This is a genomic window from Methylobacterium sp. OAE515, from assembly GCF_041806315.1.
Taxonomy (GTDB): domain Bacteria; phylum Pseudomonadota; class Alphaproteobacteria; order Rhizobiales; family Beijerinckiaceae; genus Methylobacterium; species Methylobacterium tardum.
Genome location: NZ_JBGMUV010000001.1, coordinates 1797639 through 1823097, shown reverse-complemented (window position 1 = coordinate 1823097; position 25459 = coordinate 1797639). Strand labels below are relative to the sequence as shown.

Genomic DNA, 25459 nt, shown 5'->3' with positions numbered 1-25459 from the left:
AGAATTTACAGTTTGTGCCGCAGGGCGATCGATCGCGGAGTGCCCGAACCCGGCGGTGCCCTTCCCGCGCTAGGCCGTCGTCCTCGCGAACCAGCCCTCATCGGCCGGACGCTGGCGCAGGAGAGGCCGCCACGTCCACTTCTGGGGGGTAGGCGGGCTCACCGCGTTGGGCAGCGCCTCGAATGTCAAACGAGTGCGATGACGGTCGATGATCCGGCTGAGATGCCGGAGCGCCGTGAGGCCCTGCTTCGCCATCATGAGATGGCCCTCGCAGGCTCCATTCCGTCCCAGACAATCGAGGGTCGCTTCGGCGCGGGCCAGGATCTCCCGGGCCTCCACGCAATAATGCTCCAGCTCAGCGAGATCTGGCATCGTGTCCTCCGCGCCGACCATGTCTCGGAGTTTGACGGCGCATCGATACCGCCACGGCCGCCCGCCGCACATCATCCATTTGAGGGTCACGATCGGCCTCGCGGCTTATGGGGCCGACCGAGGATCGCTCGACGGCGGATGGCGGATCCGGCATGCCGTCCTCCACCGTGCGGCGCCGGGCTCCCGCGACGATCCGCGCCGTTCCTGTGCTGTGCCGCGCACCGTCATAGCGGCGTTGATCCGTCACTGCCCCGCTCACCGGAATCCAGAATGCTCCGCCTGCTCATCGCCGACGGCAACGACCGCGCCGCCCGCGACCGCCACGTCGCGGCCACGGGCCGAACATCGGCCGAATCCTACGCCGCGGTGGTGCAGGATCTCGCGCCGGAATCCGCCTGCCGGCACATCAACCCCGCCGATGCCGACGCCACCGTGCCGGCGGGTTTGTCGGATTTCGATGGGCTGATCTTCACCGGATCGACGCTCAAGGTCTCCGAGGGTACGCCTGCGGTGACCCGGCAACTCGCGCTGATGCGTGCCGCCTTCGAGGCCGGGCTCGCCGTGTTCGGCTCGTGCTGGGGCGTGCAGGTCGCCGCCACCGTGGCCGGCGGCCACGCCGCGGCGAACCCGCGCGGACCCGAATACGGCTTCGCCCGGGCGATCACCCCGACCGAAGAGGGCCGAACCCATCCCCTCCTGGCCGGACGGCCGGCGACCTGGGACGCGCCCGCGATCCACTCGGACGCGGTCCTGGAGCCGCCGCCGGGTGCCCGGGTGCTCGCCGGCAACCGCATGCTCGGCATCCAGGCCGTCGAGATCCGGCAGGGGAGCGGCTGGTTCTGGGGCACGCAGTACCATCCCGAACTCGACCTCGACGAACTCGCTGCGATGCTGCGGCTGTGCGACACGGGCATCGTGGAAGCGGGCCTTGCCGAGTCTCCGCAGGCGGTGGCGGCCTATGCCGACGAGATCGCCGCCTTGCAGGGCAGCGACTATGAGGCGGCGCGCCGCCTCGCTTGGCGCCACGGCATCGGCCCGGAGGTGCTCGAGGCGGATCTGCGGCGCCGGGAGATCGGCAACTTCCTGGCCCACCTGTCCACAGGGGAGGCCTGACCGGCAGCCGCCGCGACCGGGTGGCGCGTTGACCCGCCCGGTCTCAGGTCTAGCTTCGCTCCTGCGGGCCACGCCGTTTCGGGCCCGGGGAGCGACCCAGCAGGATGAGCCAGGATTCTACGGTCGCCGTCATCGGCAGCGGGCTCGGCGGACTCGCGGCCGCGTGCGTCGCCGCCGCGCGGGGCCACCGCGTGACGGTCTACGACAAGAACGGCTGGCTCGGCGGCAAGGCGGCGGTGCTGCACGAGGGCGGCTTCCGCTTCGACATGGGCCCGACCATCCTGACCGTGCCGCGGGTGCTGGAGCGGATCTTCGCGGAGGCCGGACGCTCGGTCCACGACTACATGGACCTGCGCCGCCTTGACCCGCAATGGCGCTGCTTCTTCGACGACGGCACCCACATCGACCTGATGCAGGATGTCGAGCGGATGGCGGACGACATGGAGGGCTTCGCCCCCGGCACCGGCGAGGGCTACAAGAAATTCATCTCCATCTCCGAGCACCTGCACGGGGTTTCAGAACGATTCTTCTTCTGGAAGCCGGTGGAGGATCTGTTCGACACGATCAACATCCGCGCCAACATGAATCCCGGCACGCTGCGCGACGTGCTGTCCCTGCGGATGCACGCCTCCGTGGCCTCGACGATCCGCGGCAAGGTCAAGGATGCGCGCCTCGCGCAGATGCTCGACCACTTCGTGCAGTATGTCGGCTCCTCCCCCTACGGGGCGCCGGCGGTGCTCTGCGCGATCGCCCACATGCAGACGGCCGATGGCGTTTGGTACCCGATGGGCGGCACCCGCGCCGTCGCCGAGGGCTTGGCGAAGCTCGCCCAGGAACTCGGCGCCACCTGCAAGACCGACACCGAGGTGACCGGGATCGAGACCGCCAACGGCGCGGTCCGGGGCGTGCGTACCGCCGAGGGCGTCACGCCCTTCGACGCGGTGATCTCCAACATGGATTCGGTGCGCACCTACCGGGAGCTCGTCGGAGGCGAGGCGGCCAAGACCTACGCCAAGAAGAACCCAGAGCCGGCCTGCTCGGGCGTGGTGCTCTATCTCGGCCTGAACAAGCGCTACGAGCACCTGAACCACCACGACTTCGTCTTCTCCCGCGACCCGGAAGAGGAGTTCGACTACATCTACAACAAGGGCGAGCCGGCCCCGGACCCCACCGCCTATCTGGCGGCCCCCTCCTCCACCGATCCGAGCGTGGCGCCCGACGGTGGCGAGGCGCTCTACGTCCTGGTGCACACGCCCTACCTCCGGCCGCACCACGACTGGCGCCCGGACGGGCCGCTGTTCCAGAACTATCGGCGCACGATCCTCGACAAGCTCAAGCGCACCGCCGGCATGCCCGACCTGGAGGAGCGCATCGTCGTCGAGCGCCACCTGACCCCGCAGGACATTCACGAGCGCTACAAGGTCCTCAACGGCGCGATCTACGGGCTTGCCTCGCACGGCCGGGTGATGGGGGCGTTCAAGCCCGGCAACCGCTCGCGGCAGGTGCGCGGCCTCTACCTCGCCGGCGGCGCCGCCCATCCGGGGCCCGGGATGCCGATGGTGATGATGTCGGGCTGGATCGCAGCCGACGCGCACGACCAGGATGCGCGCGGCGCCCTGCGCGAGACGGCGTGAGACCCACGCCGCCGTCCCCTCCCTCCGTTTGGGAGAGAGGGCGCGGAACCCGCGGCGTGCCGCTTCCGCGGGTTTCGCTGCCGATCCGGAACTTCATGGTGGCGTGGTTCGAGCGCTACCTGCACCGCCATCTCGATGCCCTGCGCCTGCCGCTCTGGAGCACGCCGCCGACCGCGGACCATCGCGGCCCGATCGTCGTCTACTGCAACCACCCCGCTTGGTGGGATGCCGCCCTGATCATCGTGCTGGCCGGCCGGCTCTATCCGGAGCGGGCGAGCCGGGCGCCCTTCGACGCCGCGATGCTGGCCCGCTACCGCATCTTCGAGCGGATCGGCGCCTTCGGGGTCGACCTCGACACGCCCCGCGGGGCCGCGCAGTTCCTGGCCGCCGCCCGCGCGATCCTGGCAGGGCCGGACGGCATGATGTGGATCACCGCGCAGGGCCGCTTCGCCGATGCCCGCGCCCGACCGCTGGCGCTGCGCCCTGGAGTGGCGCGGCTGGCCGAGTTCGCCCCCGACGCCCTGTTCGTACCGCTCGCGCTCGAATACGCCTTCTGGGACGAGCGCGGCGCCGGGGCTTTCGCGGCGTTCGGGACCGGGATCCGAGGATCCGACCTCGCCGTCCTGCCCCGGGCGGAGCGGCTCGCCCGGCTGGAGGCCGACCTGACCGCGACCCTCGACCGGCTCAGCGCCGACGTGATCAGCCGCGAGCCGGCCCGGTTTCGCGCCCTGGTGTCGGGCCGGAAGGGCGTCGGCGGGATCTACGATGTCTGGCGGCGCGTGGCGGCCTGGCTCACCGGGCGCCGCTTCGACCCGGCGCACCGGACCCTGAACGGCAATGATCGCGCGCCATGACCCCTTCCGTCCCGTCCGGCCCGCATGCGATGCCGGGGGATCGCCGCCTCCTACCCCGGCACGGACGATGACCGATTCGATCCTCACGGCCCTGGCCCTGGTTTGCCTGGCCGCGGCCCTCCTGCCCGCCGTGCTGGCGGCGGTGAACCTCGCGGTCCTGCGCCGGCCGGTACCGGAGGCCGATCCCGGCCCGGTCTCGATCCTGATCCCGGCCCGGAACGAGGCCGGCAACATCGAGGGCACCGTGCGGGCGGCCCTGGCCAGCACGACGGTGCCGGTGGAGGTGATCGTCGGCGACGACCATTCCACGGATGCGACCGCCGCGATCGTGCGCGCCATCGACGATCCGCGCCTGCGCCTCGTCGCCGTGCCGGCACTGCCCGAGGGCTGGACCGGCAAGAACCACGCCTGCAGCCACATTGCCGGCCTCGCCCGCGGCCGCCAGCTCCTGTTCATTGACGCCGATGTGCGCCTCGCGCCCGAGGCCGCCGCGTGCCTGGCTGCGCAGGCCCGTCGGACCGGCGCGGCGCTCGTCAGCGGGGTGCCGCGCCAGCGCACGGAGACGCTCGGCGAGATGCTGACCGTCCCGATGATCGACTTCCTGCTCCTGGGCTACCTGCCGGTGCCGCTGATGCGCCGCCTGCCCGACCCGTCGCTCGGGGCGGCCTGCGGCCAGCTGATCCTGGCCGACCGCGCGGCCTATGTCGCCACCGGCGGGCACAGTGCGATCCGGACCTCCCTGCACGACGGCGTGCGCCTGCCCCGACTGTTCCGGGCGGCGGGATACCGCACCGACCTCGCGGCGGCCGCGAGCCTCGCTACCTGCCGGATGTACCAGGGCTTCGCGCAGGCCTGGGCGGGCTTCTCCAAGAACGCCCATGAAGGCATGGCCACGCCCCGCGCCCTGCCGGTCTGGACCCTGCTGCTCGGCGGTGGGCAGGTCCTGCCGCCGCTCCTCGTCCTGCTCGGTTTCCTCGGCCTGATCCCCGCGACCGCCCTGCTGCCGGCCGCTTCGGCCTGGGGGCTGTCCATCGCCACCCGGGCGGCCATCACCTTGGCGACGCGGGCGCCGCTGGCGACGATCCCGCTCCATCCGGCCACCGTCCTGGTGGCGCTGGCGATCCAGTGGAACGTGCTCCTGCGCCGCGAACGGGCCGGCGCCGCCACCTGGAAGGGCCGCAGCTATCCGGTGAGCGGGGCCTGAGATCCGTTCCGCCGGAACCCGGTCCTCACCGCGATGCCGGCTGACACGGCTCGGTTGAAGGGGACGCTCCCGCGGGCTTCTTCAGGGAGACGATGAGCTGCACGTTCGGCACGTCGCCGACCTGCCGGGTCAGGTGCCCGACATGCTTCTCCGGCCCTTGCGGGGTCGATCCCATATCGGCGTTGAACTGCACCTCGCCCGGCCCCTGCTCCAGCACGGTGCCGTCCGTCGCCTCGACGGACCAGCGCCCCGACAGGGTGATGACCCATTGCGGGCCGGGCGCCGCGTGCCACGCGCCGACATAGCCGACGGGCAGCACCGCGTACCTGATCGACGTGACGTCACCCGGCGGGACGCCGACGAATTGCGGCGCCGCCGGCGGCGCGTAGCTCTTGAAGACGAAGTTCTTCACGTCGCAGTACTGGACGTGACTCTGCCCCCTGTCGTCCGCGTAGAGGACGCCGTAGCGAAGGACCGGCGGATCGGCCGAGGCGAGGCCGGCCGGGCCGGAGGGCGCCGGCGCGATGGTCATCGGGGGCTCGCCGGCCGTGCCATCGGCCCGCGCGCCCGCACCGCACGCAAGCGTAGCCAGCATAAGCGCGGCCGCGCGACCTGCATCCTTGGCGCGTATCATGGGCCCAGCCTCCCAAAGCTTCCGCCCGTGGCGCCCGGATCGGCCGCCGAGACCGCGCCGCCGAGGCCGGTCTCCGCCAGCATCCAGGCCGCCGTATCGGCATCAGCGCCGGCAACCGGCAGGTGCAGGATGATCGGCGTGTCGTAAGGGTGACGGGCCTTGAGCGCGACCGACAGGGCATCGGCGAGACCCGTGCGGCTCTTCAGGATCGCCGCGACCTCCTCGCCGTGCTCCACCGCGCCCTTCCAGCTGTAGACCGAGCGCATGCCGGGCAGGACGTTGATGCAGGCGATCAGGCGCTCGCGGACCAGGGCCTCGCCGATGTTGAGCGCCGAGGCGGCGTCGGGAAAGGTGGTGTAGACGAGGAGCGGACGCTCCATGCTATGCCTCCGGATATGCGTGCGTCCGGAGAGTGAGGCGCCTGCAGGGTATGAACGTCAACCGGGCGGTTCGCTCATGAGACTGGAGCCGTGACGTGACACCCGACGCGACCCCGATCCATCCGACCGGCTGCGCCTGAGCCATGCCGCATTTCAAGAAGATCGCCTTCGTGGCGAGCCCGACCGGCCATGCCCGCGAGGCAGCCGCCGCCCTGATGCGGCGCTACGACCACGTCCCGCCCGAGGAAGCCGACGTCGTCATCGCCCTGGGCGGCGACGGGCTGATGCTCCAGGTTCTGCACCGGTTCATGGACAACCCGAAGCCGATCTATGGGATGAACCGCGGGACGGTCGGCTTCCTGATGAACGAGTTCCGGGACGACGATCTCCTGGAACACCTGGAGGCGTCACAGCGCAGCGTCATCCACCCGCTGGTGATGGACGTGCTCGACACCGAGGGCCGTTCGCACCGGGCGCGGGCGATCAACGAGGTCTACCTGCTGCGCCAGACCCACCAAACGGCCAAGCTCAAGATCGCCGTCGACGGCAATGTGCGCCTGGATCTGCTGATCGCTGACGGCGTGCTGGTCGCCACGGCGGCCGGCTCCACCGCCTACAACCTGTCGGTCGGGGGCCCTATCCTGCCGCTGGACGCGAAGCTGCTAGCGCTCACCCCGATCTCGGCCTTCCGGCCCCGGCGCTGGCGCGGCGCGCTCCTGCCGGACTACGCCCGGATCCGGATCGACGTCCTCGATGCGCCGCACCGGCCGGTGGCGGCGGTGGCAGACCATATCGAGTTCCGTCGGGTCTGCACGGTGGAAACCTCCCTCGACCGGGCCACCGAGCTGGTGCTCCTCCACGATCCCGGCCACAGCCTCGACGAGCGCATCCTCCGGGAGCAGTTCGGGTGAGCCTGACGATCAGACCGGCGCGCGCGGTCGATCACGCGGCGATCGCCCGCATCATCCTGCCGACCATCCGCGCGGGGGAGACCTACGCGCTCGACCGCGACCTGAGCGAGGCCGACGCCCTCGCCTACTGGACCGGCGCGGACCGCGAGACTTTCGTGGCCGAGGCGGACGGAGCGGTGCTCGGCACCTACTACCTGCGCGCCAACCAGGCGGGCGGGGGCGCCCATGTCGCCAATTGCGGTTTCATGACCGATGCGGCCGCGACGGGACGCGGAGTGGCCCGCGCCATGGGCGCGCACGCCCTCAAAGCCGCGCGGGCGCGCGGCTTCGCGGCGATGCAGTTCAACTTCGTGGTGACCACCAACATCCGGGCGGTGCGGCTCTGGGAGAGCCTCGGCTTCGCGATCGTCGGCCGGCTCCCGGGCGCCTTCGCGCATCCGAGCCTCGGGTTTGTCGACGCCCTGGTGATGTTCCGGACACTCTGAGGGTTAGACCGTCCTGGGAAGCTCCAGCGGCAGGTGTTCAGCCCCGGCCTCTTCCGGAGTTCGGCCTAGAGAATCCCAGCTCAGAGGGAGCCGGGTCGCGACCCGATCAGCCGAGGGGTGCCTCCACCAGATCGCTCTCGCGGATCGCCCGCTCGCCGGTCTGGGTGCGGATCCGGTAGCTGCGCTCGCCCGTCTGGTCCTCCGGCATCAACCGCAGGACCTCGAACACCTCGCCGTCGCCCTTGTCGCCAGGAAGACCGAGCCGGGGCCGGCACACGCGCTGGCCGATCTTGAACTTGTGGGACATGCCGGACTCCGGGAGCGAGGTGTCGATGGGCGACGCCTCAGCGGCGCTTCTGGGCTTTGGCCTTGCGGGCGAGATAGCGCGCGTCGCGCTGGGCCTTCTGCTCGGCCTGCAGAGCCTTGGCACGCTCCTGGGCGGCGAGCTGCTCGGCGTGCTTGCGCTCGATCTCGGCGAGGCGTTCGGCCTCGGCGAGCGCTGCGGCACGCGCGATCTCGGCCTGCCGTATAGCGGCGCGCTCGGCCGCACGGGCCTCGCGGGCATCGATCACCGAGCGGCGGGCGGACTGACGGGCCAGGACGGCGGGATCGTCGGCGGACGGGCGTGCCCGGAACCGGGCCAGCATCTCGGACCGCGCCTTCGCGGCCGTCTCGAGGCGATCGACGACACCCTGCTTGTTCGGAAAGCTCACAGACACTCCTGGGTCGGGCGCGGCGGAGGCCGACGCCCCGAAAGGGGATTGCAGATACGAAGAAGCCGCTCTTGGAGGAGCGGCTTCAAAAAGACCGTTCGAACGGCGATCAGGCCGTCTGGAGCTGGCCGGCGGACTGCTTGCCGCTGCGGCGGTCAGTCTCGAGCTCGTAGGTGACCTTCTGGCCCTCGTTCAGGCCACGCAGGCCGGCGCGCTCGACGGCCGAAATGTGGACGAACACGTCCTTGCCGCCGTCATCCGGCTGGATGAAGCCGTAGCCCTTGGTCTCGTTGAACCACTTGACGGTTCCGGTGCTCATGGAAGTCCTTGATCTTCGCAGGAATAGTGAGAGATGGCACACACCCGTGGGGCGTGGCGCCGGCATCGACCGATAGCGATAGGAAAGTCAGAACCGCCCTGCGAAGGCGTAACGGTCCAAGATATCCGGACACGTGCCGATGAGTGAGAGGTAGACCCTTCGGGGCTTCTTGGCAAGCGCGAGGAACTATTTACCGCGGCCGGCGGCCCGGCGGCCGCGAATTTCTTGCCGGAACAACGCGATCATCCGCTCCGGAATCGCCATCTGACAGCAGGAGAGCGGAATGTACGGTCGCGGGAACACTTGAAACCTGTGGTTTCCGTCGTGCCATTTGGCACGCGGCGGATCCGGGATCCGCTCAGGCCGGGACGAGACGCAGCACGCCTTCGCCGCGACGATGGCCGATCGCGGTCACGGCGACCTCCCGCGCGCCGTGGTTGGCGACGAGCGCGGCCGCGAGGGCCGCACCGAACGGGGCCGCCACTTCGAGCCCGTGCCCGATCACGTCGCCGAGGGCGCGCAGGCGCGCCTCGGGTGCGAGCCGCCCGAGGGTGTCGCGCTCCTCGGCGGTGATCGGGGCGAGTCCGGTCGCTCCGGACAGGACGTGGTCGGGCGCCGCGATCCCGACCTGCCGCCAGAGGGTCTCCAGGCTCGCCGCGACGCCGCCGGGCTCGCGCCGGGTCCGGTCACTGGCCACCGCCTCGAGCCGGGCGAGCGCGCGGGCGCCGCGGCCAGCCGCATGGTCCGCCGATTCCAGCATCAGGAACGCCGCACAGCTTCCGAGGATGAAGCCGCCGGTCTCGCCACGCTGGAAGACCGGGCTGAAGCTGCCGCGCGCGAGGTAGCCGCCCATCTCGTGGATCACCAGCACGTCCGGCCGCTCGGCACTGTACGAGCCGCCGACCAGGATCGCGTCGATCTGGCCCGAGGCGACCCGGGCCTGGGCGATCCGCAGGGCATCGACCCCGGCGGATTCCTCGCCCATGAAGGTACGCGAGGCGCCCGTGACCCCGTGGACGATGGCGATGTTGCCGGCCAGCAGGTTCGACAACTGGGCCAGGAACAGCGTCGGGCGCAGGTCGTTCTGGAGCCGCTCGTTCAGGTAGGCGCCCGGATCGGTGGCCTCCCGCAGGCCCGTCAAAATCGCGCCATCGACCGCGTAGTCGCGCTCGCCGCCGCCGGCCGCCACGACGAGGTGGAGCGCCTGCTTGAGGGCGGCCTCGTCCTTCACGCCGGCGGCGTCGAGGGCCAGCCCCGCGGCGTAGACGCCGAGCCGCTGCCACGCCTCCATCTGGCGCTGGTCGCTGCGCTTGGGGATCTGCCCGTCCCAGGCGATCGCCGGCGCGGGATGCACCGGATAGGGCGCGAAGGTCTCGGTGTCGGTGCGGGGGGCAGCCTGCGCGTCGAGGGCCGCGAGATGGGCCTCGACGCCCTCGCCAGCACAGGAGACGAGGCCGAGCCCGGTGACGACGACGGGGCGGTTCATGGCGGGCTCACGACTGCGCGGGATCCAGGAACAGACCGATCGCCTGCGCCCGCGCGCGCATCGGCGCGTCGAGCCCGTCCGGGAACGGCATGGTGCGGAAGCGCAGCTCCGCGTCGCAGAGCGCCTTGCCGGCATGGCTGATCGCCGCCTTGGTCACCGCGTAGCCCGAGCCGTCATGCTCGAGGCTGGCCGTGACGACGAGTTCCGCCCCCGGGCCGACGAAGGAACGGAACCGCGCCTTGTCGACGCCGGTGAGGAACGGCATCCGGGCGAAGTCCAGATGGGCCAGCACGAGATACCCGGAGGCCTGCGCCATCGTCTCCGTCAGGAGGACGCCGGGCACCAGCGGATGGCCGGGGAAATGCCCCTCGAAGACGGGGCTCTCGAGCGGCACCCGCGCGAGCGCCTCGATCCGCCCGGCGGCCCGGTCGAGGAGCCGCACGGAATCGATCATCTCGAAATATTCGAGGCGCATGGCAGGACCGACGTAGCGGGGCGAATCAGAGTGCGGGCGTCAGACCTTGGCGGCCTTCTCGGCCACCAGACCGTCGATGCGCGCGCACAGGTTCTTGAGGACGAAGTACTCTTCGGCCGGGACCCTGCCCTCGTTGACCTCCTGGGTCCAGCGCTCCAACGGCAGCTTGATGCCGAAGGCCTTGTCCACCGCGAAGGCGATGTCGAGGAAGGCGAGGCTGTCGATGCCGAGATCGTCGATGGCGTGACTCTCGGGCGTGATCTTGTCGCGCGGGATGTCGGCGGTCTCGGCTATGATGTCGGCCACGCGCTCGAAGGTGGCGCTGCCGTGGGCGGGCTCGTCGGACATGTCTTCTCGCGGGCTGTTCGAATTCCGGATCGGTCGGGCGGGGAGCCCCCTCGCCGCCGGGCAGCCCGGCGCTCACGCCCCGCGCGGCCACCCTAAACGTCAGTCGGGCCTCGTACGCGGCCCCGTCGGATGGCGGCGACCTCTACACGAGGGTGTCAGGAGCGGCAACCGCGACGGTTCCCCCGGCGTTTCAGCGCGTATCCACAAGCGCGCGTCGCTGCGGGTGAGGACGCGCGGACGCTCTGGCCGCGCCGGCCCCGGCTGACGCGCGACCGCGCGTTTCCAGGAGTTCAGACGGATGCCACCGATCACCAAACCCGCCGCTCCGCCGGCGCGGATCGAGGCGGCGCCCCCCGCGCCCCCGCTGGCGCCGCACGAGCGGGCGCGCTCGCAGGGTGCGGCCCGCGTCCTCCTGGTCCTGGCGCTCTCCGCGCTCGGCCTGTGGATCCTGCACGGCTTCCTGCCGGCGCTGGCCTGGGCGCTCGTGCTCGCCATCGCCCTGTGGCCGCTCTACACCCGCCTGGAGCACCGCTTCCCGCCGGGCAAGCACAACATCCTGCTGCCCTCCCTGATGACGGCTGCCGTGGCGCTGATCTTCCTGGTGCCGCTGGCGATTCTCGGCGTGCAGGCGGCCCGCGAGGCCCACGACGTCGCCGATTTCGTGCGCAACGCGGAGGCGAACGGCGTCCCCGCACCCGAATTCCTGCAGCATCTGCCCTACGGCGCCGCGCAGGCGACCGCGTGGTGGAACGATAATCTCGGCCACGCGCAGGCAGGCTCGGACCTGCTGCACCGGTTCGACAATCACTCGGTGATCGGCGCGTCGCGGAACTTCGGGCGCGAGGTGGTGCACCGGATCGTGCTGTTCGGCTTCAGCCTCGTAGCCCTGTTCTTCCTGTTCCGCGACTGGCGCACCGTGCGGGATCAGTCGCTGACCGCCTGCCACCGCCTGTTCGGCCCGCGCGGCGAGCGCGTCGCCCGCCAGATGGTGGCCTCGGTGCACGGCACCGTCGACGGGCTAGTCCTCGTCGGCCTCGGCGAGGGCTTTTTGCTCGGGATCGTCTATTACTTCGCGGGCGTGCCGCACCCGGTGCTGCTCGGCGCCTTCACGGCGGTGGCGGCGATGATCCCGTTCGGCGCCGCTCTGGCCATCGCGATCGCGGCACTCCTGCTGGTGGCGGCCGGCTCGGCGAAGGCGGCGATCGTGGTCGCCGTCGCGGGCCTCGTCGTCACCTTCGTGGCCGACCATTTCGTGCGGCCCGCCCTGATCGGCGGCACCACCAAGCTGCCGTTCCTGTGGGTGCTGCTCGGCATCCTGGGCGGCGTCGAGACCTTCGGCCTGCTCGGCCTGTTCGTCGGTCCCGCCGTGATGGCCGCCCTCGTCCTGCTGTGGCGGGAATTCACTGAGGGGCACGACGAGACGGCCTGAGCTCCGGCCTCACTCGGAGCCGTGCCGGATCGTGCCGCCATCCGGAACGGCTCCGGGTATCCGCATTCACCCGCCCCGTCCTGCCGAAGGGCGGGACGCCGCGGCGGAGGGGACCCTAGTCGACCGCACTCGCCTCGACGCGCCGCCGGTCCTGACGCCAGTCGGCCGGCTTCTCGAAGGTGCCGGCCCAGATGCCGCGGCGGGTGGCCCAGGCCTGACCTTCCTGCCGGACATAGGACGCCGTGACGTGTCGGCTGGCCAGGGCGTGGCCCTGCGCCGCCATCCAGGCGGACAGGTCCTCGCCATGGACGTGGCAGACGCCGGCGACACGGCCCGCGCCGCCCCCCTCGCGCCGCTCGCAGGTGACCACGCTGCCGGCGATCCGCGCGCGCAGGGCCTGCTCGGCCTCACGGCCGCAGCGATACTCCAGACCGGACGCCGTCTCGCAACTCTGCGCCGTCTCGGGCGCGTCGATGCCGTAGAGGTGGATGCGGGTGCCCTGAACCTCGATCGTGTCGCCGTCGATCACCGTCGCGGGGCCGCTGATCGTGCCGGCCGCCGCGGCGGAGCCGGAGAGGAGGAGCAGGGCAAGCATCGGTCTGATCATCGGGAGACTGTCCACGCGGAGGGCGGTCGAACTGGCAAAAGGCTGGTGAAGCCGGGATGCTGCGCCGCCAATGTGGCGATTTTGCCGGGCGGCCCCGGCGCAGGGTTCGCCTGGAGGCGAAGGATGCCGCTCTGGGGTTGCGAAAGTGTTCCACCCGGCACCGCGGGAACGGCGGCCCGGCAGCGACCGTTGTGACGCATGGCGTTTCTCAAGACCCTGCTGGGCACGGTCGCCCTCTGCGCGGCGCTCCTGATCTGGGCCGATTACGCGATTGGACCGGAGCGATCGGGCTCGGAGCCGGCCTCGGGCCTCACGGCCGCGGCGGTGCTGGCCAGTGACGGCATGACGCCGGACGGTTCGCCGGGAGTTGACCGCCTCGACCGCGCGGCCCTCGACAGGCTCGCCCGCGCTGCCTCGGCTGAGTCCCTGGCGGCAGGCGCGGCCGAGAGGCCCGCCAGTTGACGGGCGGGTCCCGGTCGCCAGGCAGCGCGGCCATTCCGTCATTTCGAGCCGGCGCGGCGGCGTTCAGGACCCGGACCAACCACCGGCCCGGATCCTGGGACGACCAGCGCGTCTGAACCGCGCGTCCAGAGCGTGGCCGCGTCAGGCCCGGTACTTGCCGCTGCGCTTCACGAGCACGCGGGTCCCGACCGGCACGCGCTCGTAGAGATCGGCGATGTCCTCGTTGAGCATCCGCACGCAGCCCGACGACATCTGCTCGCCGATGCTCCACGGCTCGTTGGTGCCGTGAATCCGAAACAGGATGTCCCGGTTACCCTGGTAAAGGTAGAGGGCGCGGGCGCCGAGGGGATTGTCGAGGCCGCCCTTACGGGTCCGCGGCAGGTCCGGATTGAGCGAGACCATGGTGGCTGTCGGGCTCCAATCCGGCCAGACCCCCTTCCGGCCGACCCGGGCCTCGCCCTTCCAGGAGAAGCCCGCCTTGCCGACGCCGACGCCGTACTGCATCGCGGTCCCGTCGGCCTGAACCAGCATCAGCTGGCGCTTGTCGATGTCGACCAGGATGGTGCCGGGCTGCTCGGGGCCGTTGTAGCTCACCTGCTGCCGACGGTACTTCGGATCGAGTCGCCCGGTATCGACCAGGGGAATGTCGAAAGGTTTGTCGGGCTTGGCGCCGATATACCACGCCGCGTCGTCGTCCTGCGCGAGCTGGGCCGGGCGGGTCTGGCAGGCTGCGAGGGGCGCGATCGCCACGAGAGCGAGTACGAGGCGCGAGAGCAGGATCCGGCGGATCCGGGTCCAGGCCAGGGGGCGCGTCACGGTCATCAGTTCTGTCATGCAGGCTAAGGTCCTCAGGTCCTGCCTACCGCCTCCCCGCCAGTGACGATGTAGCTTTTCCGCCGCAGCAGGCCGTGTGCGGCCCGCTCCCGCGGCCACGGTTGCGCCCTAATTCATAATGGAGGCGGTGCTTCGTCGAGCGCCGCGCGGAGGCGATCGATGCCTGAGACCGAGACGATTCCCGAGCCGGCAGAGGTCCCGCCCGCCCTGGCGCTCAGCCCTGCGATCCACCTCGATCATTGCGTGATCCACGTCAGCGATTGGGCGCGGTCCAACGCCTTCTATCGCGACGTGGTGGGCGCCGAGGTGATCGAGCGGGGGAACGGCTACGCCTACCGGTTCGGCGGCGTGCAGCTCAATTGCCACGGTCCCGGCGTGAAGGCGGAGCCCCTGGCGCTACGCCCCGTCGAGCCCGGCAACAGCGATCTCTGCTTCCGATGGTCGGGGCCGATCGCGGATGCGATCGCCCATCTCAATGCCGCCGGCGTCGCGGTGGAACTCGGGCCCGTGGAGCGGCACGGCGCCGCGGGCGCCGGGATCAGCGTCTATTTCCGGGATCCGGACGGCTCGCTCCTCGAGTTCATCACCTACCCGACAGGCTGATCAGCCCCGGCTCTCGGCCAGTGCCTGGTTGGTCTGCTCCAGCCGCAACGCCAGCACACGCATCAGTGCGATGCTGATCTGTGGAAATTGTGCCAGGAGTTCGAGGAACACGCCGCGGTCGATGCGGAGCGCGGTCACGGCGGATTCGGCCGTCACGGTGGCCGACCTGGGCTGTTCGGCCAGGATGCCCATCTCACCAACCAGGGCATCCTGGCCGAGCAGCGCCAGCCGCACCGGCCCGGCGGGACCATCGATGCTGACCTCCGCGGTCCCCTTGAGGATCACGTAGGCCGCATCGGCCACATCGCCGCGGGCGAAGAAGCGCTGCCCAGGCTCGAAATGCACCCGCTCGCTGGTGAAGGCCAGCAGCTTCAGGCGCGCCGGTTCAACTTCACGGAACAGTGGCACCTGCTTGAGAGAGGAAACCTCGGTGTCGAGGGTCATACGTGGGCTCCACGACGGGTCTCGGGGCGGGAACGGACGAGCCTGCGCATCCATGCGGTTCATCAGGCACTTGTCCAGCCCTGCACCCGACGCAGCCCGTCACCGCCAGCATCGCGGGGTCTGCGCAGTTCTCGTGTTGGCCGTCCTATTTGTGGGTGGTCCGGCCCAGGCCCGGCTGAGCCAGAGTGAACTCGCCCGCGTTGCCGCGGCGCCGGCACCCGGAGCGCAGGCACCGCTGGATCTCCGCGTCACGGACGCCCTGACCGGTCAGTCGACGACGCTGGGGCAGGTCTTGGCGGGACATCCCGTTCTGTTGCTGCCGGTCGACTACACCTGCAGCAATGTCTGCGACCCGATGGTGTCGATGTCGGCCGAAGCGTTGGCGGCGACGGGTCTCGCACCCGGTGACTCGACGCTGGTGCTCGTCGGCATCGATCCGCGCGACGATGCCGCGGCCGCGCGCCGCATGCTTGTGGACACGTTGGGCGAACGCGCCGCGTCGGTTCGGCTGAAGGCGTTGATCGTCTCGGACGCCGCACTCGCCCGTCTGACCGGGGCGCTCGGCTACAATGCGGTGTACGATCCCGGCACCGACAGCTTCGCCCATCCGGCCGCCGCCCTGCTGCTCACCGGTGACGGACGGGTCGGCCGGGTGCTCTCACCCCTGGCGCTGACCGGGCGGGACCTCCGCTTCGCCCTCACGGAGGCCGGGGAAGGCCGCGTCGGGGGTCTGGCCGACCGGCTCGCCCTGCTCTGCTACGGCTACGACGCGGCCCGTGGCGTCTACACCCCCCTCGTTCGGCGCATCCTGACGGTGGCGGGCCTCGTCACGATCCTGGCGATCGGCGTCCTCATTTTCGGACTGACCCGCCTCGCGCGAACGCGGGCGGGCTGAGAGCCCGAATCAGCGCCGCGTCGAAAGGCCCTGCTCACCGGCCGCCGGGGCCTCGCGCTTCAGGCTGGCATTCAGATGGGGCGAGTCGACCGGCTCCTCGCGGGTCGTCGGCGTCGCCGAGTCTTCCGGGGCGGGCATCGGCGGCAGCGGCGGCGTATTCGGCCTCACATCGGGGCCACCACCGGCGGCATCCTTGACCATGTTGCGGTTCGTCATACGCGATCACCTTCTTGCATCCCGCACGGTCGAACGCTCCGTTCCGGCCTCTGAGCCAGTTCGGCAAGCGTCCCTCAGGGCAGATGCGGTCGTCTACCCAGGTCGATCGACAACCAACGCGGCAGATAAGACCCCGGTTGCCGTCAAGCTTAGCTATTCGAAGCTTGGCTAGGTCTCGACATAGGAACCTTGGTTATTGCTGAAGGTTGTTGCGGGGTGAAGCGAAGCCTGAGGAGGAACTGATGGCATCCGGAAATTCGACCTCGAAGCGAGGCTTTGCCTCGATGGACCTGGAGCGGCAGCGCGAGATCGCCAGCAAGGGCGGCCGCAGCGTCCCCGCCGAGAAGCGCTCGTTCTCTCAGGATCGCGAACTCGCCTCGTCCGCCGGGCGTAAGGGTGGCCAGTCCACGGGTACCGGCCGCGCCGAGTGAGGCAGACCACTAACCGTGTCGCGTAGCGGCGCCGTGTCCTCGAGACCGGCGCCGTTTTTCTTTGTGATGGCTTCCGCACAGCAAAAGGCCCCGCCTCATCGACGGGGCCTTTTGCTGTGCGGTCCGGCTTTGAATTCGGATCAGGAGATGCAGCGGCCCGGCGTCATACGACGCGCCTCCGGGCCTACCAGAGAGCTGAGAGCGGTCTCACAGCCCTCGCGGACCATACGACGCACCGGCGGCTTGAGCACCGGCTGGATGCCCATTTCCTGTGCCTCGCCGGCGATGGGGGACCGGTTTTCGAGCTTCTGAACACCCGCCACGCGGGTCGGGCTGATCGCCAGCGAGACCGGCCGCATGCCCGGCAGGGGCATCTGCACGGTCTGAGCCGTCAGCGTCGGGGGCGTCCAGCGGTCGGCCGTGTCGCGCACCACCGGCTGGACCAGCACGGTGAGGAGAGCGGCAGGAGCACTCACGCCCAGGAGGAAACCAGACCGCAGCATTGCCCCGACCTCATTGCGAGAGCTTGACAGGATGTTTTGATAACGCGCCCTGCAATCACAGGTTCCTAGACTGTCTCGCGTCTATGAGGATTTAAGTATTCGATGGCAGCTCGGCCGTTGGTGCGGCGGCGCACCCGCCTCATCCACACCCATCCCCTGTTGCATCGAAACCACGTAAGCCGAAAAAGCGCATTTTCTGGAACCTGCCTGGCCGGCGGCCGTTACCTCAACACCCGGCCACCTGGTCCTCCCCGCATTCCCCTTGTGCATCGGCCGGAACCTCACCGACGGGCTGGAGCCTTCTCCGGCCCGTTTTTTTGCGTCCTGTCGCCGACCGCGCGGCAACAAAAAACCCCGGCTCGCGCCGGGGTTTCTCGTATCGATGAGAGTGCCGCAGACCCGTCAGGATCTCCGTCGCGGCACCAGGCTCAGGCCGTCTTGGCTTCCCGCCGGCGGGCCGTCTGCTGGAAGAACAGCGCCTGGCTGATCACCGCGGAGACGTTGGCGGGCTGGAACGGCTTGGCGATGAGGAAGGCCGGCTCGGGACGCTCGCCCGTCAGGAAGCGCTCCGGATAGGCGGTGATGAAGATCACCGGCACTTCGAAGGACTTCAGCAGGTCGTTGACCGCGTCGAGCCCGGACGAGCCGTCTGCGAGCTGGATGTCGGCCAGGATCAGACCCGGACGCTTGCCCTCGCCGGCGATCTTGACCGCCTCGGTGCGGGTCCGTGCCACGCCGATCACGTTGTGGCCAAGACCTTCGACCAGCGCCTCGAGATCCATCGCGATCAGCGGCTCGTCCTCGATGATGAGGATCTCGGTCGCCATGTCGGCAGCAAGTTCGCGGCCGGCCTCGTCAACGAGGTCGCGCACCTCAGAGACGTCGACGCCCAGAATGATGGCGGCGTCCTCCTCGGAGAAGCCTTCCAGGCAGGAGAGCAGGAAGGCCTGACGCGGCAGCGGCGTGATCTGGCCGAGGCGCACTTCGGCGGGCAGGTCGTGCTGGACCTGCTCGCTGCGGCCGTTCACGGACAGCGAGTTCCAGATCCGCGTGAAGACCCGGAACAGATCCGCCTTGATGTTGGTGCTCCGGCCGAGCGTGTCCGGCTCGTTGACGAGGGTCTCCAGGGTGGCGGCCACGTAGGCGTCGCCCGCCACTTGGCTACCCGTGAGCGCACGCGCGTAGCGGCGCAGGTACGGCAGGTGCTGTACCACGAGTTGCGATGTCGACATTCGATCCCCTGTGCCTCGCCGTGTTGCCCGGCCGCGATCGCCTCGATCCGTTGACCGAGGGCCTGCCGGGGCCGGCTTTGTGTCCTGCGCAGCCTACCGCCCAACGCGGAGGCCCGCACTCCGTTCCACCCCCCGGCGGAACCGATCCCGGCGGGCAGGCGTTGCCGGCGCAGCCATGGCGTATGTCGAGCCGCAGCACAATGCGGCCGGGCCGACTTCGGCAATAAGGGGCCTGTTGATGGTGGACCAGGGAAAGGAAGCGCGTCCCCGCGCGCTTCGGCCGCGCGCGGACGGTACTGCGGACGACGTTTCCGACGAGCAGACCGGCGATCCCGTCGAGGCGGGCGCATCATCCGCTTCAAATACAGGCCCCACGGCATCCCGTACGGGATTGAGCGAGCACACCCGCAACCGGATCGCCTCTCAGCTGCGCACCATGTACGACTCGATCGCGCAACAACCGGTGCCCGACCGCTTCGCGGACCTCATCGCCAAGCTCGACAGCGGCGACCGCGAGAAAGCCTGACATTATCCACTTGTCTTCAAGTCCGTCAGTCTGCCCATCACGCCCGCCTCGCACGTGCAGGCAAAACCGTGCAGGACCTGGACTTGCAAAAGGGCTGCCGCGTCGGGCGGCAGCCCTTTCCGACCTTCTTCACCAGCCTGAGACCAGTCCCGGCTGCTACAGTCCCCCTCAAAGGGTCGGTGAGCGGCCCCGCATCAGGCCGACAACGGCCGAGATCGCGAACAGGACGATCGCCACGAAGAAGACCAGCTTCGCAGCCTCCATGGCGGTGCCGGCAATGCCGCCGAAACCAAGCAGAGCCGCCACGAGGGCAACGACAAGAAAAGTTACGGCCCAACCGAGCATCGTTCGTATCCTTCAAAAGTGCCAACGCGGGCTCAGCCGCGCCGTTCTGAACACAAAAACGCCAAGGTTTCGGTCCGGTTCCGCCAACTTGGCAGAGTCGTGTGCGTAGATCCGGGCAGCCGATCCGGCCGCGACGATGGGTGACGGAACGGGACAAGAGCGCTAGCGTTCGAAGATAGGTCTTCAGGTTCGATCCGGGATCCGCGATGCTGCAATCTGCCAAGAGTGCCGTTCAATCAAAGGCCGCCGCGATGGCGAGCCGCCTCGCCGACGTGGCCGACAAGGCCGGCGACGCGTTGCGTGCCGCGCTTCTCGGGCTCGTCGTATCGCCGGCGCCCGTGCCGGTCCGCGTGCGCGCCCGCCGCTCAGACCGATCGCGCTGAGCCATCCCTTCCCAGCACGCCGCGGGGCCGAGCAGAGCAGCCGGCCCCGCCCCCTCGCGCGGCGGTGTTGCCGGTGCCGCGCATCGTACCAGCCGTGGACGGCTGGAACCTTCCGAGAGGCAGGGCCTCGTCCTGCGGGGCTCCGGCCGCTTCCCAATTGCGGACGCAGCCGGAAGCCGCTTTAGGAGTGGTCGACCATCTCGCGCGGGGTAAGCGATGGCGGACACGGACGAGAGCAGCCTGACCTTCGATCGATCGATGCCGCAGCCGGATCGGCTGGAAACCGTGGCGCCGCTGATCCGCCGGCGGATCGCGCCGAACGGCGGCCCGTTCACGGCTAGCGGCACCTGCACGTACGTGGTGGGCCGCGACCGCGTCGCCGTCCTCGATCCGGGGCCCGACGACGCGGCCCACATCGATGCGCTCCTCCGGGATCTCGCCGGTGAGCGGGTCGAAGCCATCTTGGTCACCCACACGCACCGCGATCATTCTCCGGGGGCCCGTCTCCTCGCCGCCCGAACCAGCGCGCCCATCCTCGGATGCGCTCCGCACCGGGCCGCACGGGCGCTATCCGAGGCCGAGATGCCGATGCTCGACGCGAGCGCCGACCGGGCCCATACGCCCGAGCGTGTCATGGCGGAGAGCGATACGGTCTCAGGCCCGGGCTGGACGCTAGTGGCCGTGGAAACGCCCGGCCACACGATGAATCACCTCGCCTTCGCGTTGCCGGAGGCGCAGGCCTTGTTTTCGGGGGATCATGTCATGGCCTGGTCCACGACGATCGTGGCCCCGCCGGACGGCGAGATGCGGTCCTACATGGCGTCCCTCGACAAGCTGCGGGGCCGCACCGAGACGATCTTCTGGCCCGGCCACGGCGATCCAGTACGCGATCCGGCGCGGTTCCTCCGCGGCCTCGTGGGCCATCGCCGGCAGCGCGAAGCCGCGATCCGCGCGCGTCTGGCCGCCGGCGATACGCGGATCGCCGACATCGTCGCGGCGATCTACCAGGGGCTCGATCCGCGCCTCAGAGGCGCGGCAGCCCTGTCGGTCTTCGCCCATCTCGAGGATCTCGTCGGGCGCGGCCTCGCCGCGTCCGAGGGCGCACCGCGGCTGGACGGGGCCTACACGGCCGCCTGAACCCCTTCGCGGCCGACGATCACTTCACTGCGAGGGCGAGGTTGGCGACATCGTCCAGGTAGGCGCGGATCCGGTCGGCGTTGCTGCCGAAGTCGCGCCCGCCGAGCCGTGAGGCCGAGCGCACGTCGATCCGCGCCCCGTCGGCGCGCGGGCGGATCCGCACGGTCACGTCGTCGGGCAGGTTGAGGATCAGGCCCCGGGCCACCGCCTCGATCCGGCCGTTTCCGGTGCGGCCGCCCGGCCGGATCGCCTCCACGATCTGCCAGTGACGATTGAGAGCGGCCTTCCGGGCCAGCTCGAACGCCTCGTCAGCGCCGATATCGAGGGTGAGCGGCGCGATCTGCGGATAGGCGCCACGCTGGCGCTCGCGAAGCGCCGGTCCCGGATCCGGCGGATAACGTCCGCCGCGGGCCGCGAAGGCGGCCCGCGAGCGCGAGAAGGCGGGCGGATTGTCGATGTCGGTGCTGATGTCCGGAACGGCGGGCAGGCGCAGACCGCGCAGACCCAGGAAGGCGGGATAGCCCAGGACGACGAGCGCCAGGATCAGCCCGGCCAGGGCGGCGCCCAGGCCACGCGCGCCCTCGCGCCAGACCCGGACGAAGGCGAAGATCGCGGCAGCGGCTGCCACCAGCGCGACGCCGAACCCGGCCATGAGGGCGGCGAGCGCCGCGTCGGTATCGGCACGCGGATCGCGCACCAGGATCAGGGCGAGCCCCGTCACGAGGATGGAGAACAGCGCCAGCCGCCTGGCCAGCGGCCCCGCACGGGTGATGGGTTCCTCGACGAGTAGGCGGCGCATGGGCATCATGGAGGCGTTCGGGGCCCGATCTTACAGCTTGGCCATGACGGACGCCATCGCGGTGCTACGGGGCATAGGCGCGGGCATTGCCAGGCAGGCCGAGGGTTGCCGGCTGCTTGAGGCTCTCGGGCAGCATCGCCTCGCCGGGCCGGCTCGCGGCTTCCGCGGCCTCGCCGTGCGCCAGGATCTGGACGGCCGGCGCGCTCCAGGGTCCCGAGACGGCGAACAGAAGACCGCGCGGTGGGGCGGAGGCGGGTCGCAGGGCGAGATTGCCCCTGGCGTCGAGCCGCCGATCCGGCAGCGAGACCTGACCATGCAGCGTCGCGCCGACGCTCGGACCGATCAGGCCCGCCTCTGTGATCTCGCCGACCCCGTCGGTGAAGCGCAGGGTGATGGCGGCGCGCTCGAACGCGGTCCGGCTGTTGCGGCGCGCGAGCGCCCCGGGCGCGATGGCGCCGTTGCGGTGGATGACATCGGCGAGATCGAGCCCGGCGATCGCGCCGCCCTCGACGGACAGCGCCGCCCGTCCGCCGAGATGCGCCAGGAGGCCGGCGCTGTCGCGGGCGCTCGAATCCAGGGAGAACTGCCCCTGCACGGGTCCCCCCACCCAGCGCGAGGCTCCCATCTCGCCGGACAGGCTCCCGAGATCGAGGTGGTCCAGGCTTCCCTGCAGGCGCATCTCGGTCTCGGCTGGGTCGGCCCCGCTCACCAGGGTCATCCGTCCCTTGAAGGTGCCCTCCTGGACGCGCGCCCGATTCACCGCGATCTCCATCGCGGCGTCCCGAACCAGGATGCTCGCCGCGAGGTCCTGCACCGGAACCGATCCGAGCCGCGCATCGGCCGCCGACAGACGCAGGTCGAGATCGCCCCGGGTGAACGGCGCCAAGGCCAGCGGCACGGCTTCCGGCTCCGACAGCCGCACGAGATCACCGACCAGGGGCGCGAGATCGAGCGTCTCGGCCGCCAGCGTCGCCTGGATCGACAGCCGCGGCGCCTCGCCCGGGCCGAGCGCGACGGCACCCGCGCCCTCCAGCACGTTCTGGCCGAATCCGACTCGCAGGCTCGGCCAGGATACGGACCGTTCCGCCGTCTCGAAGTGGCCGGAAACCGAGACCGCGCCCGCCAGCGGCGAGAGCGGGGCATCCCAGCCGATCCACGACAGGGTCTCCGGCAGCGAGCGGGTCTCGAAACGCACCTGGCCCATGAGGTTGGGCAGCGCGGCTGCCTCCGGGAAAGGCTCCGCGGTCCCATCCGCCGCCAGACTGCCACCCGGCCATGTCACCGCCGCGGTGAACGGGCTGCGCCCGCCCAGAGCCATGTCGGCCGGCCGGAGGTGCGTGAGCGCGACCTGCGTCGGGACGCCCCGCCATGTCAGCGTCGCGTGTCCTTCGGCCGACCCGCTCCAAAACGGCCATGCAAGGTCGAGATCGAGATCCCGGACCTCTATGCCCTGCGCGATCTGCGCGCCGGTCACGATGATCCGGCGCGGCCGGGCCGTGATATCGGACCGGACCTGCGCGCCGAGGCGCCCCAAGGGCCCGCTCCACGCCGCGGCCTCCCCCGACAGGCGCGCGCCTTCGAGGCGCAGCCCGCCGATTGCCGCGCGGCCGCCGAGCAGGCTGGACGGATCGAGGTCGATGCTCAGGCGGCCCTCCTCCACCAGAGCCGGTCCCGTGGTCCCGGCTGCGACCCGCACGCGGCCGAGGGTGAGGCGCGGCAGAGGCAGCACGGTCAGGCTCGCAGGCCCCTGCGCGCTTAAGGTGAGCCCGTAGGCGTCGAAGGCCTGACCGACGAAGGCCGTCGCCCGGTCGGCCTCGACCGGCCAGTCGCGCAGGCCGAGGCCGGCAACGATCAGGCTCCCGAGAGCGAGGACGAGGGTCGGGCGGCGCAGCGACATCATGCTCCGGACGGGCCGCGGCTGCGGCCGGAAGCCGGGTGCCGCAACAGGCCCCCTCAAGCCGTCGCGGCCCGGCAGGGTCTGCACGTCGAGGGGGTGTTCTAGCGCCCTTCGCGGCGTTTGTCTGCCGGACCTGCGCGAAGCCGCTGGTCCCTCCCCAGGCCGCGGCGGTTACGGATCAACCCGGACCGCACCGGCTCGCGCGGCGCAGCACTGGATTTCGACGGCGGAATCGGGAACAGCAGGCGCGAGGAAACGCGCTTGCCAAAGTTTCGGCCGGTCAGGCCCGGCGGGAAAAGGACGGTTCGATGAAGAAGGTCTATACGGATGCCGCCGCGGCCTTGGCCGGGCTCCTGCGCGACGACATGATGGTGATGTGCGGCGGCTTCGGGCTGTGCGGCATCCCGGATGAGCTGATCGAGGCGGTGCGCCTCTCGGGCGTCAAGGGCCTGACGGTCGTCTCGAACAATGCCGGCATCGACGGCGTCGGCCTCGGCAAGCTCCTCGATACCCGCCAGGTGCGTAAGATGATCTCGTCCTATGTCGGCGAGAACAAGGAATTCGCCCGCCAGTATCTCGGCGGCGAGCTGGAGATCGAGTTCAACCCGCAGGGGACGCTGGCCGAGCGGATCCGCGCCGGCGGCGCCGGCATCCCGGCCTTCTTCACCAAGACCGGGGTCGGCACCAAGGTTGCCGAGGGCAAGGAGGTCCGCGAGTTCGACGGCGAGCCCTACGTGATGGAGCGCGGCCTGTTCGCCGACATCGCTCTGGTCCACGCCCATACCGGCGACACCGAGGGCAATCTCCGCTACCGGATGACCGCTCGTAACTTCAATCCGATGATGGCCACCGCGGCCAAGATGACGGTGGCGCAGGTCGAGCACCTCGTAAAGCCGGGCGAGATCGATCCGGACACGATCCACACGCCGGGCATCTTCGTGAAGCGCATCATCGACGTGGGCGTGCGCGACAAGCGCATCGAGCAGCGCACCACGCGCAAGCGCGGCGACAGCACCCCGGCCGCGGCGGCCGGCGGCGGCACGCACTGATCGGACGGGAAGGGAGCGAACGATATGGCCTGGACCCGCGAGCAGATGGCGGCGCGCGCCGCCAAGGAGCTGGAGGACGGCTTCTACGTGAACCTCGGCATCGGCATCCCGACGCTGGTGTCGAACTACATTCCCGAGGGGATGTCGGTGCAGCTCCAGTCGGAGAACGGCATGCTCGGCATGGGCCCTTTCCCCTATGAGGGCGAGGAAGACCCGGACCTGATCAACGCCGGCAAGCAGACCATCACCGCGCTGCCGACGACGAGCTACTTCTCCTCGGCCGATTCGTTCGGGATGATCCGCGGCGGACACATCAACCTGTCGATTCTCGGCGCCATGCAGGTGGCCGGCAACGGCGACCTCGCCAACTGGATGATCCCCGGCAAGATGGTGAAGGGGATGGGCGGCGCCATGGATTTGGTGGCGGGCGTCAAGCGCGTCGTCGTGGTCATGGAGCACGTCGCCAAGAACAAGGACGGCACCGAGAGCCCGAAGCTTCTGAAGGCCTGCGACCTGCCGCTCACCGGCACTCAGGTGGTCGATCTGGTGATCACCGATCTCGGCGTGTTCGAGATCGACAAGAAGGGCAACGGCGGCATGAAGCTCATCGAGCTCGCCGACGGCGTCACCGAGGACGAGATCCGGTCGAAGACCGAGGCGGATTTCACGACCGCCCTTAAGGGATGACCGATTTCGGACCGGGGCCGCGCGTCGGCGGCTCCCGTCCGGGGATGCCCGC

Annotated in this window: 34 protein-coding genes; 16 read left to right on the top strand and 18 right to left on the bottom strand. The window is 70.3% G+C overall.

Annotation, left to right across the window (positions count from 1 at the left end; all coding sequences use genetic code 11):
* Positions 1-69: 69 nt before the first annotated feature.
* A complete protein-coding gene (locus ABIE45_RS08980) occupies positions 70-372 on the bottom strand; it encodes a hypothetical protein (RefSeq protein WP_192706395.1) in 303 nt (100 codons plus the stop codon).
* Positions 373-642: 270 nt separating this feature from the next.
* On the opposite strand from ABIE45_RS08980, the gene ABIE45_RS08975 reads away from it, so the two are divergent.
* The 4 genes from ABIE45_RS08975 (at position 643) to ABIE45_RS08960 (ending at position 5177) form a co-directional block, all read left to right on the top strand.
* Positions 643-1485 carry a type 1 glutamine amidotransferase gene (locus ABIE45_RS08975; protein WP_192706394.1) on the top strand — a complete coding sequence of 281 codons (843 nt, stop codon included), beginning with the start codon at positions 643-645 and terminating at the stop codon, positions 1483-1485.
* A 104-nt stretch (positions 1486-1589) separates the two neighbouring features.
* Positions 1590-3119, top strand: a complete 1530-nt coding sequence (locus tag ABIE45_RS08970; RefSeq protein ID WP_192706393.1) for a phytoene desaturase family protein — start codon at positions 1590-1592, stop codon at positions 3117-3119.
* A 95-nt stretch (positions 3120-3214) separates the two neighbouring features.
* Entirely contained in the window at positions 3215-3973 is a 759-nt protein-coding gene (locus ABIE45_RS08965) for a lysophospholipid acyltransferase family protein (protein ID WP_192707329.1), read from the top strand.
* Between the two features lie 67 nt (positions 3974-4040).
* On the top strand, positions 4041-5177 hold the full coding sequence (locus ABIE45_RS08960) for a glycosyltransferase family 2 protein (RefSeq protein WP_192706392.1): 1137 nt from the start codon (positions 4041-4043) through the stop codon (positions 5175-5177).
* Positions 5178-5202: 25 nt separating this feature from the next.
* On the opposite strand, the gene ABIE45_RS08955 is transcribed toward ABIE45_RS08960, so the two are convergent.
* Positions 5203-5709: a hypothetical protein gene (locus ABIE45_RS08955; protein ID WP_373622246.1), complete on the bottom strand. Its 507-nt coding sequence runs from the start codon at positions 5707-5709 to the stop codon at positions 5203-5205.
* A 98-nt stretch (positions 5710-5807) separates the two neighbouring features.
* Complete coding sequence (gene cutA / locus ABIE45_RS08950; RefSeq protein WP_192706390.1) at positions 5808-6191, bottom strand: divalent-cation tolerance protein CutA; 384 nt, start codon at positions 6189-6191, stop codon at positions 5808-5810.
* A 143-nt stretch (positions 6192-6334) separates the two neighbouring features.
* On the opposite strand from cutA, the gene ABIE45_RS08945 reads away from it, so the two are divergent.
* Both ABIE45_RS08945 and ABIE45_RS08940 read left to right on the top strand, forming a co-directional pair.
* Positions 6335-7102: an NAD kinase gene (locus tag ABIE45_RS08945; RefSeq protein WP_192706389.1), complete on the top strand. Its 768-nt coding sequence runs from the start codon at positions 6335-6337 to the stop codon at positions 7100-7102.
* A gap of 2 nt (positions 7103-7104) precedes the next feature.
* Entirely contained in the window at positions 7105-7587 is a 483-nt protein-coding gene (locus tag ABIE45_RS08940) for a GNAT family N-acetyltransferase (RefSeq protein WP_192707328.1), read from the top strand.
* 106 nt (positions 7588-7693) lie between these two features.
* Here ABIE45_RS08940 and ABIE45_RS08935 read toward each other — a convergent pair whose 3' ends face one another.
* From ABIE45_RS08935 to ABIE45_RS08910, 6 genes are all read right to left on the bottom strand, one after another.
* Positions 7694-7894 carry a hypothetical protein gene (locus ABIE45_RS08935; protein ID WP_192706388.1) on the bottom strand — a complete coding sequence of 67 codons (201 nt, stop codon included), beginning with the start codon at positions 7892-7894 and terminating at the stop codon, positions 7694-7696.
* A 37-nt stretch (positions 7895-7931) separates the two neighbouring features.
* On the bottom strand, positions 7932-8300 hold the full coding sequence (locus ABIE45_RS08930; protein WP_192706387.1) for a DUF6481 family protein: 369 nt from the start codon (positions 8298-8300) through the stop codon (positions 7932-7934).
* Between the two features lie 109 nt (positions 8301-8409).
* Positions 8410-8619: a cold-shock protein gene (locus tag ABIE45_RS08925; protein WP_020090869.1), complete on the bottom strand. Its 210-nt coding sequence runs from the start codon at positions 8617-8619 to the stop codon at positions 8410-8412.
* 358 nt (positions 8620-8977) lie between these two features.
* Entirely contained in the window at positions 8978-10105 is a 1128-nt protein-coding gene (locus ABIE45_RS08920; protein WP_192706386.1) for a beta-ketoacyl-ACP synthase, read from the bottom strand.
* Between the two features lie 7 nt (positions 10106-10112).
* A complete protein-coding gene (locus ABIE45_RS08915) occupies positions 10113-10580 on the bottom strand; it encodes a 3-hydroxyacyl-ACP dehydratase FabZ family protein (RefSeq protein ID WP_192706385.1) in 468 nt (155 codons plus the stop codon).
* A gap of 39 nt (positions 10581-10619) precedes the next feature.
* Positions 10620-10928, bottom strand: coding sequence for an acyl carrier protein (locus ABIE45_RS08910; protein WP_192706384.1), 309 nt, complete (start codon positions 10926-10928; stop codon positions 10620-10622).
* A 298-nt stretch (positions 10929-11226) separates the two neighbouring features.
* On the opposite strand from ABIE45_RS08910, the gene ABIE45_RS08905 reads away from it, so the two are divergent.
* Entirely contained in the window at positions 11227-12357 is a 1131-nt protein-coding gene (locus ABIE45_RS08905) for an AI-2E family transporter (RefSeq protein ID WP_192706383.1), read from the top strand.
* 115 nt (positions 12358-12472) lie between these two features.
* On the opposite strand, the gene ABIE45_RS08900 is transcribed toward ABIE45_RS08905, so the two are convergent.
* Positions 12473-12964 (bottom strand): thermonuclease family protein, encoded by a 492-nt coding sequence (locus ABIE45_RS08900; RefSeq protein ID WP_192706382.1) that lies wholly within the window; start codon positions 12962-12964, stop codon positions 12473-12475.
* 198 nt (positions 12965-13162) lie between these two features.
* On the opposite strand from ABIE45_RS08900, the gene ABIE45_RS08895 reads away from it, so the two are divergent.
* Complete coding sequence (locus tag ABIE45_RS08895; RefSeq protein WP_192706381.1) at positions 13163-13426, top strand: hypothetical protein; 264 nt, start codon at positions 13163-13165, stop codon at positions 13424-13426.
* A gap of 141 nt (positions 13427-13567) precedes the next feature.
* Here the strand turns inward: ABIE45_RS08895 and ABIE45_RS08890 are convergent, their stop codons facing one another.
* Complete coding sequence (locus tag ABIE45_RS08890; RefSeq protein ID WP_192707327.1) at positions 13568-14248, bottom strand: L,D-transpeptidase; 681 nt, start codon at positions 14246-14248, stop codon at positions 13568-13570.
* A 171-nt stretch (positions 14249-14419) separates the two neighbouring features.
* Between ABIE45_RS08890 and ABIE45_RS08885 the strand changes: the two genes are divergently transcribed.
* Positions 14420-14863, top strand: coding sequence for a VOC family protein (locus ABIE45_RS08885; protein ID WP_192706380.1), 444 nt, complete (start codon positions 14420-14422; stop codon positions 14861-14863).
* On the opposite strand, the gene ABIE45_RS08880 is transcribed toward ABIE45_RS08885, so the two are convergent.
* Positions 14864-15307 carry a cyclic nucleotide-binding domain-containing protein gene (locus ABIE45_RS08880; RefSeq protein WP_192706379.1) on the bottom strand — a complete coding sequence of 148 codons (444 nt, stop codon included), beginning with the start codon at positions 15305-15307 and terminating at the stop codon, positions 14864-14866.
* Positions 15308-15440: 133 nt separating this feature from the next.
* Between ABIE45_RS08880 and ABIE45_RS08875 the strand changes: the two genes are divergently transcribed.
* Positions 15441-16202 (top strand): electron transporter, encoded by a 762-nt coding sequence (locus ABIE45_RS08875; RefSeq protein WP_373622245.1) that lies wholly within the window; start codon positions 15441-15443, stop codon positions 16200-16202.
* 9 nt (positions 16203-16211) lie between these two features.
* On the opposite strand, the gene ABIE45_RS08870 is transcribed toward ABIE45_RS08875, so the two are convergent.
* On the bottom strand, positions 16212-16418 hold the full coding sequence (locus ABIE45_RS08870) for a hypothetical protein (RefSeq protein WP_192706377.1): 207 nt from the start codon (positions 16416-16418) through the stop codon (positions 16212-16214).
* A 242-nt stretch (positions 16419-16660) separates the two neighbouring features.
* Between ABIE45_RS08870 and ABIE45_RS08865 the strand changes: the two genes are divergently transcribed.
* Positions 16661-16849, top strand: a complete 189-nt coding sequence (locus tag ABIE45_RS08865; protein WP_010683678.1) for a general stress protein — start codon at positions 16661-16663, stop codon at positions 16847-16849.
* Positions 16850-16989: 140 nt separating this feature from the next.
* Here the strand turns inward: ABIE45_RS08865 and ABIE45_RS08860 are convergent, their stop codons facing one another.
* Positions 16990-17352 carry a hypothetical protein gene (locus tag ABIE45_RS08860; protein WP_192706376.1) on the bottom strand — a complete coding sequence of 121 codons (363 nt, stop codon included), beginning with the start codon at positions 17350-17352 and terminating at the stop codon, positions 16990-16992.
* Positions 17353-17780: 428 nt separating this feature from the next.
* Entirely contained in the window at positions 17781-18584 is an 804-nt protein-coding gene (locus tag ABIE45_RS08855) for a response regulator (RefSeq protein WP_192706375.1), read from the bottom strand.
* A 175-nt stretch (positions 18585-18759) separates the two neighbouring features.
* On the opposite strand from ABIE45_RS08855, the gene ABIE45_RS08850 reads away from it, so the two are divergent.
* Entirely contained in the window at positions 18760-19110 is a 351-nt protein-coding gene (locus tag ABIE45_RS08850) for a NepR family anti-sigma factor (protein ID WP_373622244.1), read from the top strand.
* Positions 19111-19278: 168 nt separating this feature from the next.
* On the opposite strand, the gene ABIE45_RS08845 is transcribed toward ABIE45_RS08850, so the two are convergent.
* A complete protein-coding gene (locus tag ABIE45_RS08845; RefSeq protein ID WP_007568853.1) occupies positions 19279-19455 on the bottom strand; it encodes a DUF1328 domain-containing protein in 177 nt (58 codons plus the stop codon).
* Between the two features lie 206 nt (positions 19456-19661).
* Between ABIE45_RS08845 and ABIE45_RS08840 the strand changes: the two genes are divergently transcribed.
* Positions 19662-19838: a hypothetical protein gene (locus ABIE45_RS08840; protein ID WP_192706374.1), complete on the top strand. Its 177-nt coding sequence runs from the start codon at positions 19662-19664 to the stop codon at positions 19836-19838.
* 258 nt (positions 19839-20096) lie between these two features.
* Positions 20097-20975 carry an MBL fold metallo-hydrolase gene (locus ABIE45_RS08835; protein WP_373622857.1) on the top strand — a complete coding sequence of 293 codons (879 nt, stop codon included), beginning with the start codon at positions 20097-20099 and terminating at the stop codon, positions 20973-20975.
* 19 nt (positions 20976-20994) lie between these two features.
* On the opposite strand, the gene ABIE45_RS08830 is transcribed toward ABIE45_RS08835, so the two are convergent.
* Both ABIE45_RS08830 and ABIE45_RS08825 read right to left on the bottom strand, forming a co-directional pair.
* On the bottom strand, positions 20995-21774 hold the full coding sequence (locus tag ABIE45_RS08830) for a DUF1499 domain-containing protein (RefSeq protein WP_192706372.1): 780 nt from the start codon (positions 21772-21774) through the stop codon (positions 20995-20997).
* A gap of 64 nt (positions 21775-21838) precedes the next feature.
* On the bottom strand, positions 21839-23671 hold the full coding sequence (locus ABIE45_RS08825) for an AsmA-like C-terminal region-containing protein (RefSeq protein WP_192706371.1): 1833 nt from the start codon (positions 23669-23671) through the stop codon (positions 21839-21841).
* A 308-nt stretch (positions 23672-23979) separates the two neighbouring features.
* Here ABIE45_RS08825 and ABIE45_RS08820 point away from each other — a divergent pair, with 308 nt between their 5' ends.
* Both ABIE45_RS08820 and ABIE45_RS08815 read left to right on the top strand, forming a co-directional pair.
* Positions 23980-24720, top strand: a complete 741-nt coding sequence (locus tag ABIE45_RS08820; RefSeq protein ID WP_192706370.1) for a CoA transferase subunit A — start codon at positions 23980-23982, stop codon at positions 24718-24720.
* 24 nt (positions 24721-24744) lie between these two features.
* Positions 24745-25407, top strand: coding sequence for a 3-oxoacid CoA-transferase subunit B (locus tag ABIE45_RS08815; protein WP_192706369.1), 663 nt, complete (start codon positions 24745-24747; stop codon positions 25405-25407).
* The last annotated feature ends 52 nt before the right edge of the window (positions 25408-25459 follow it).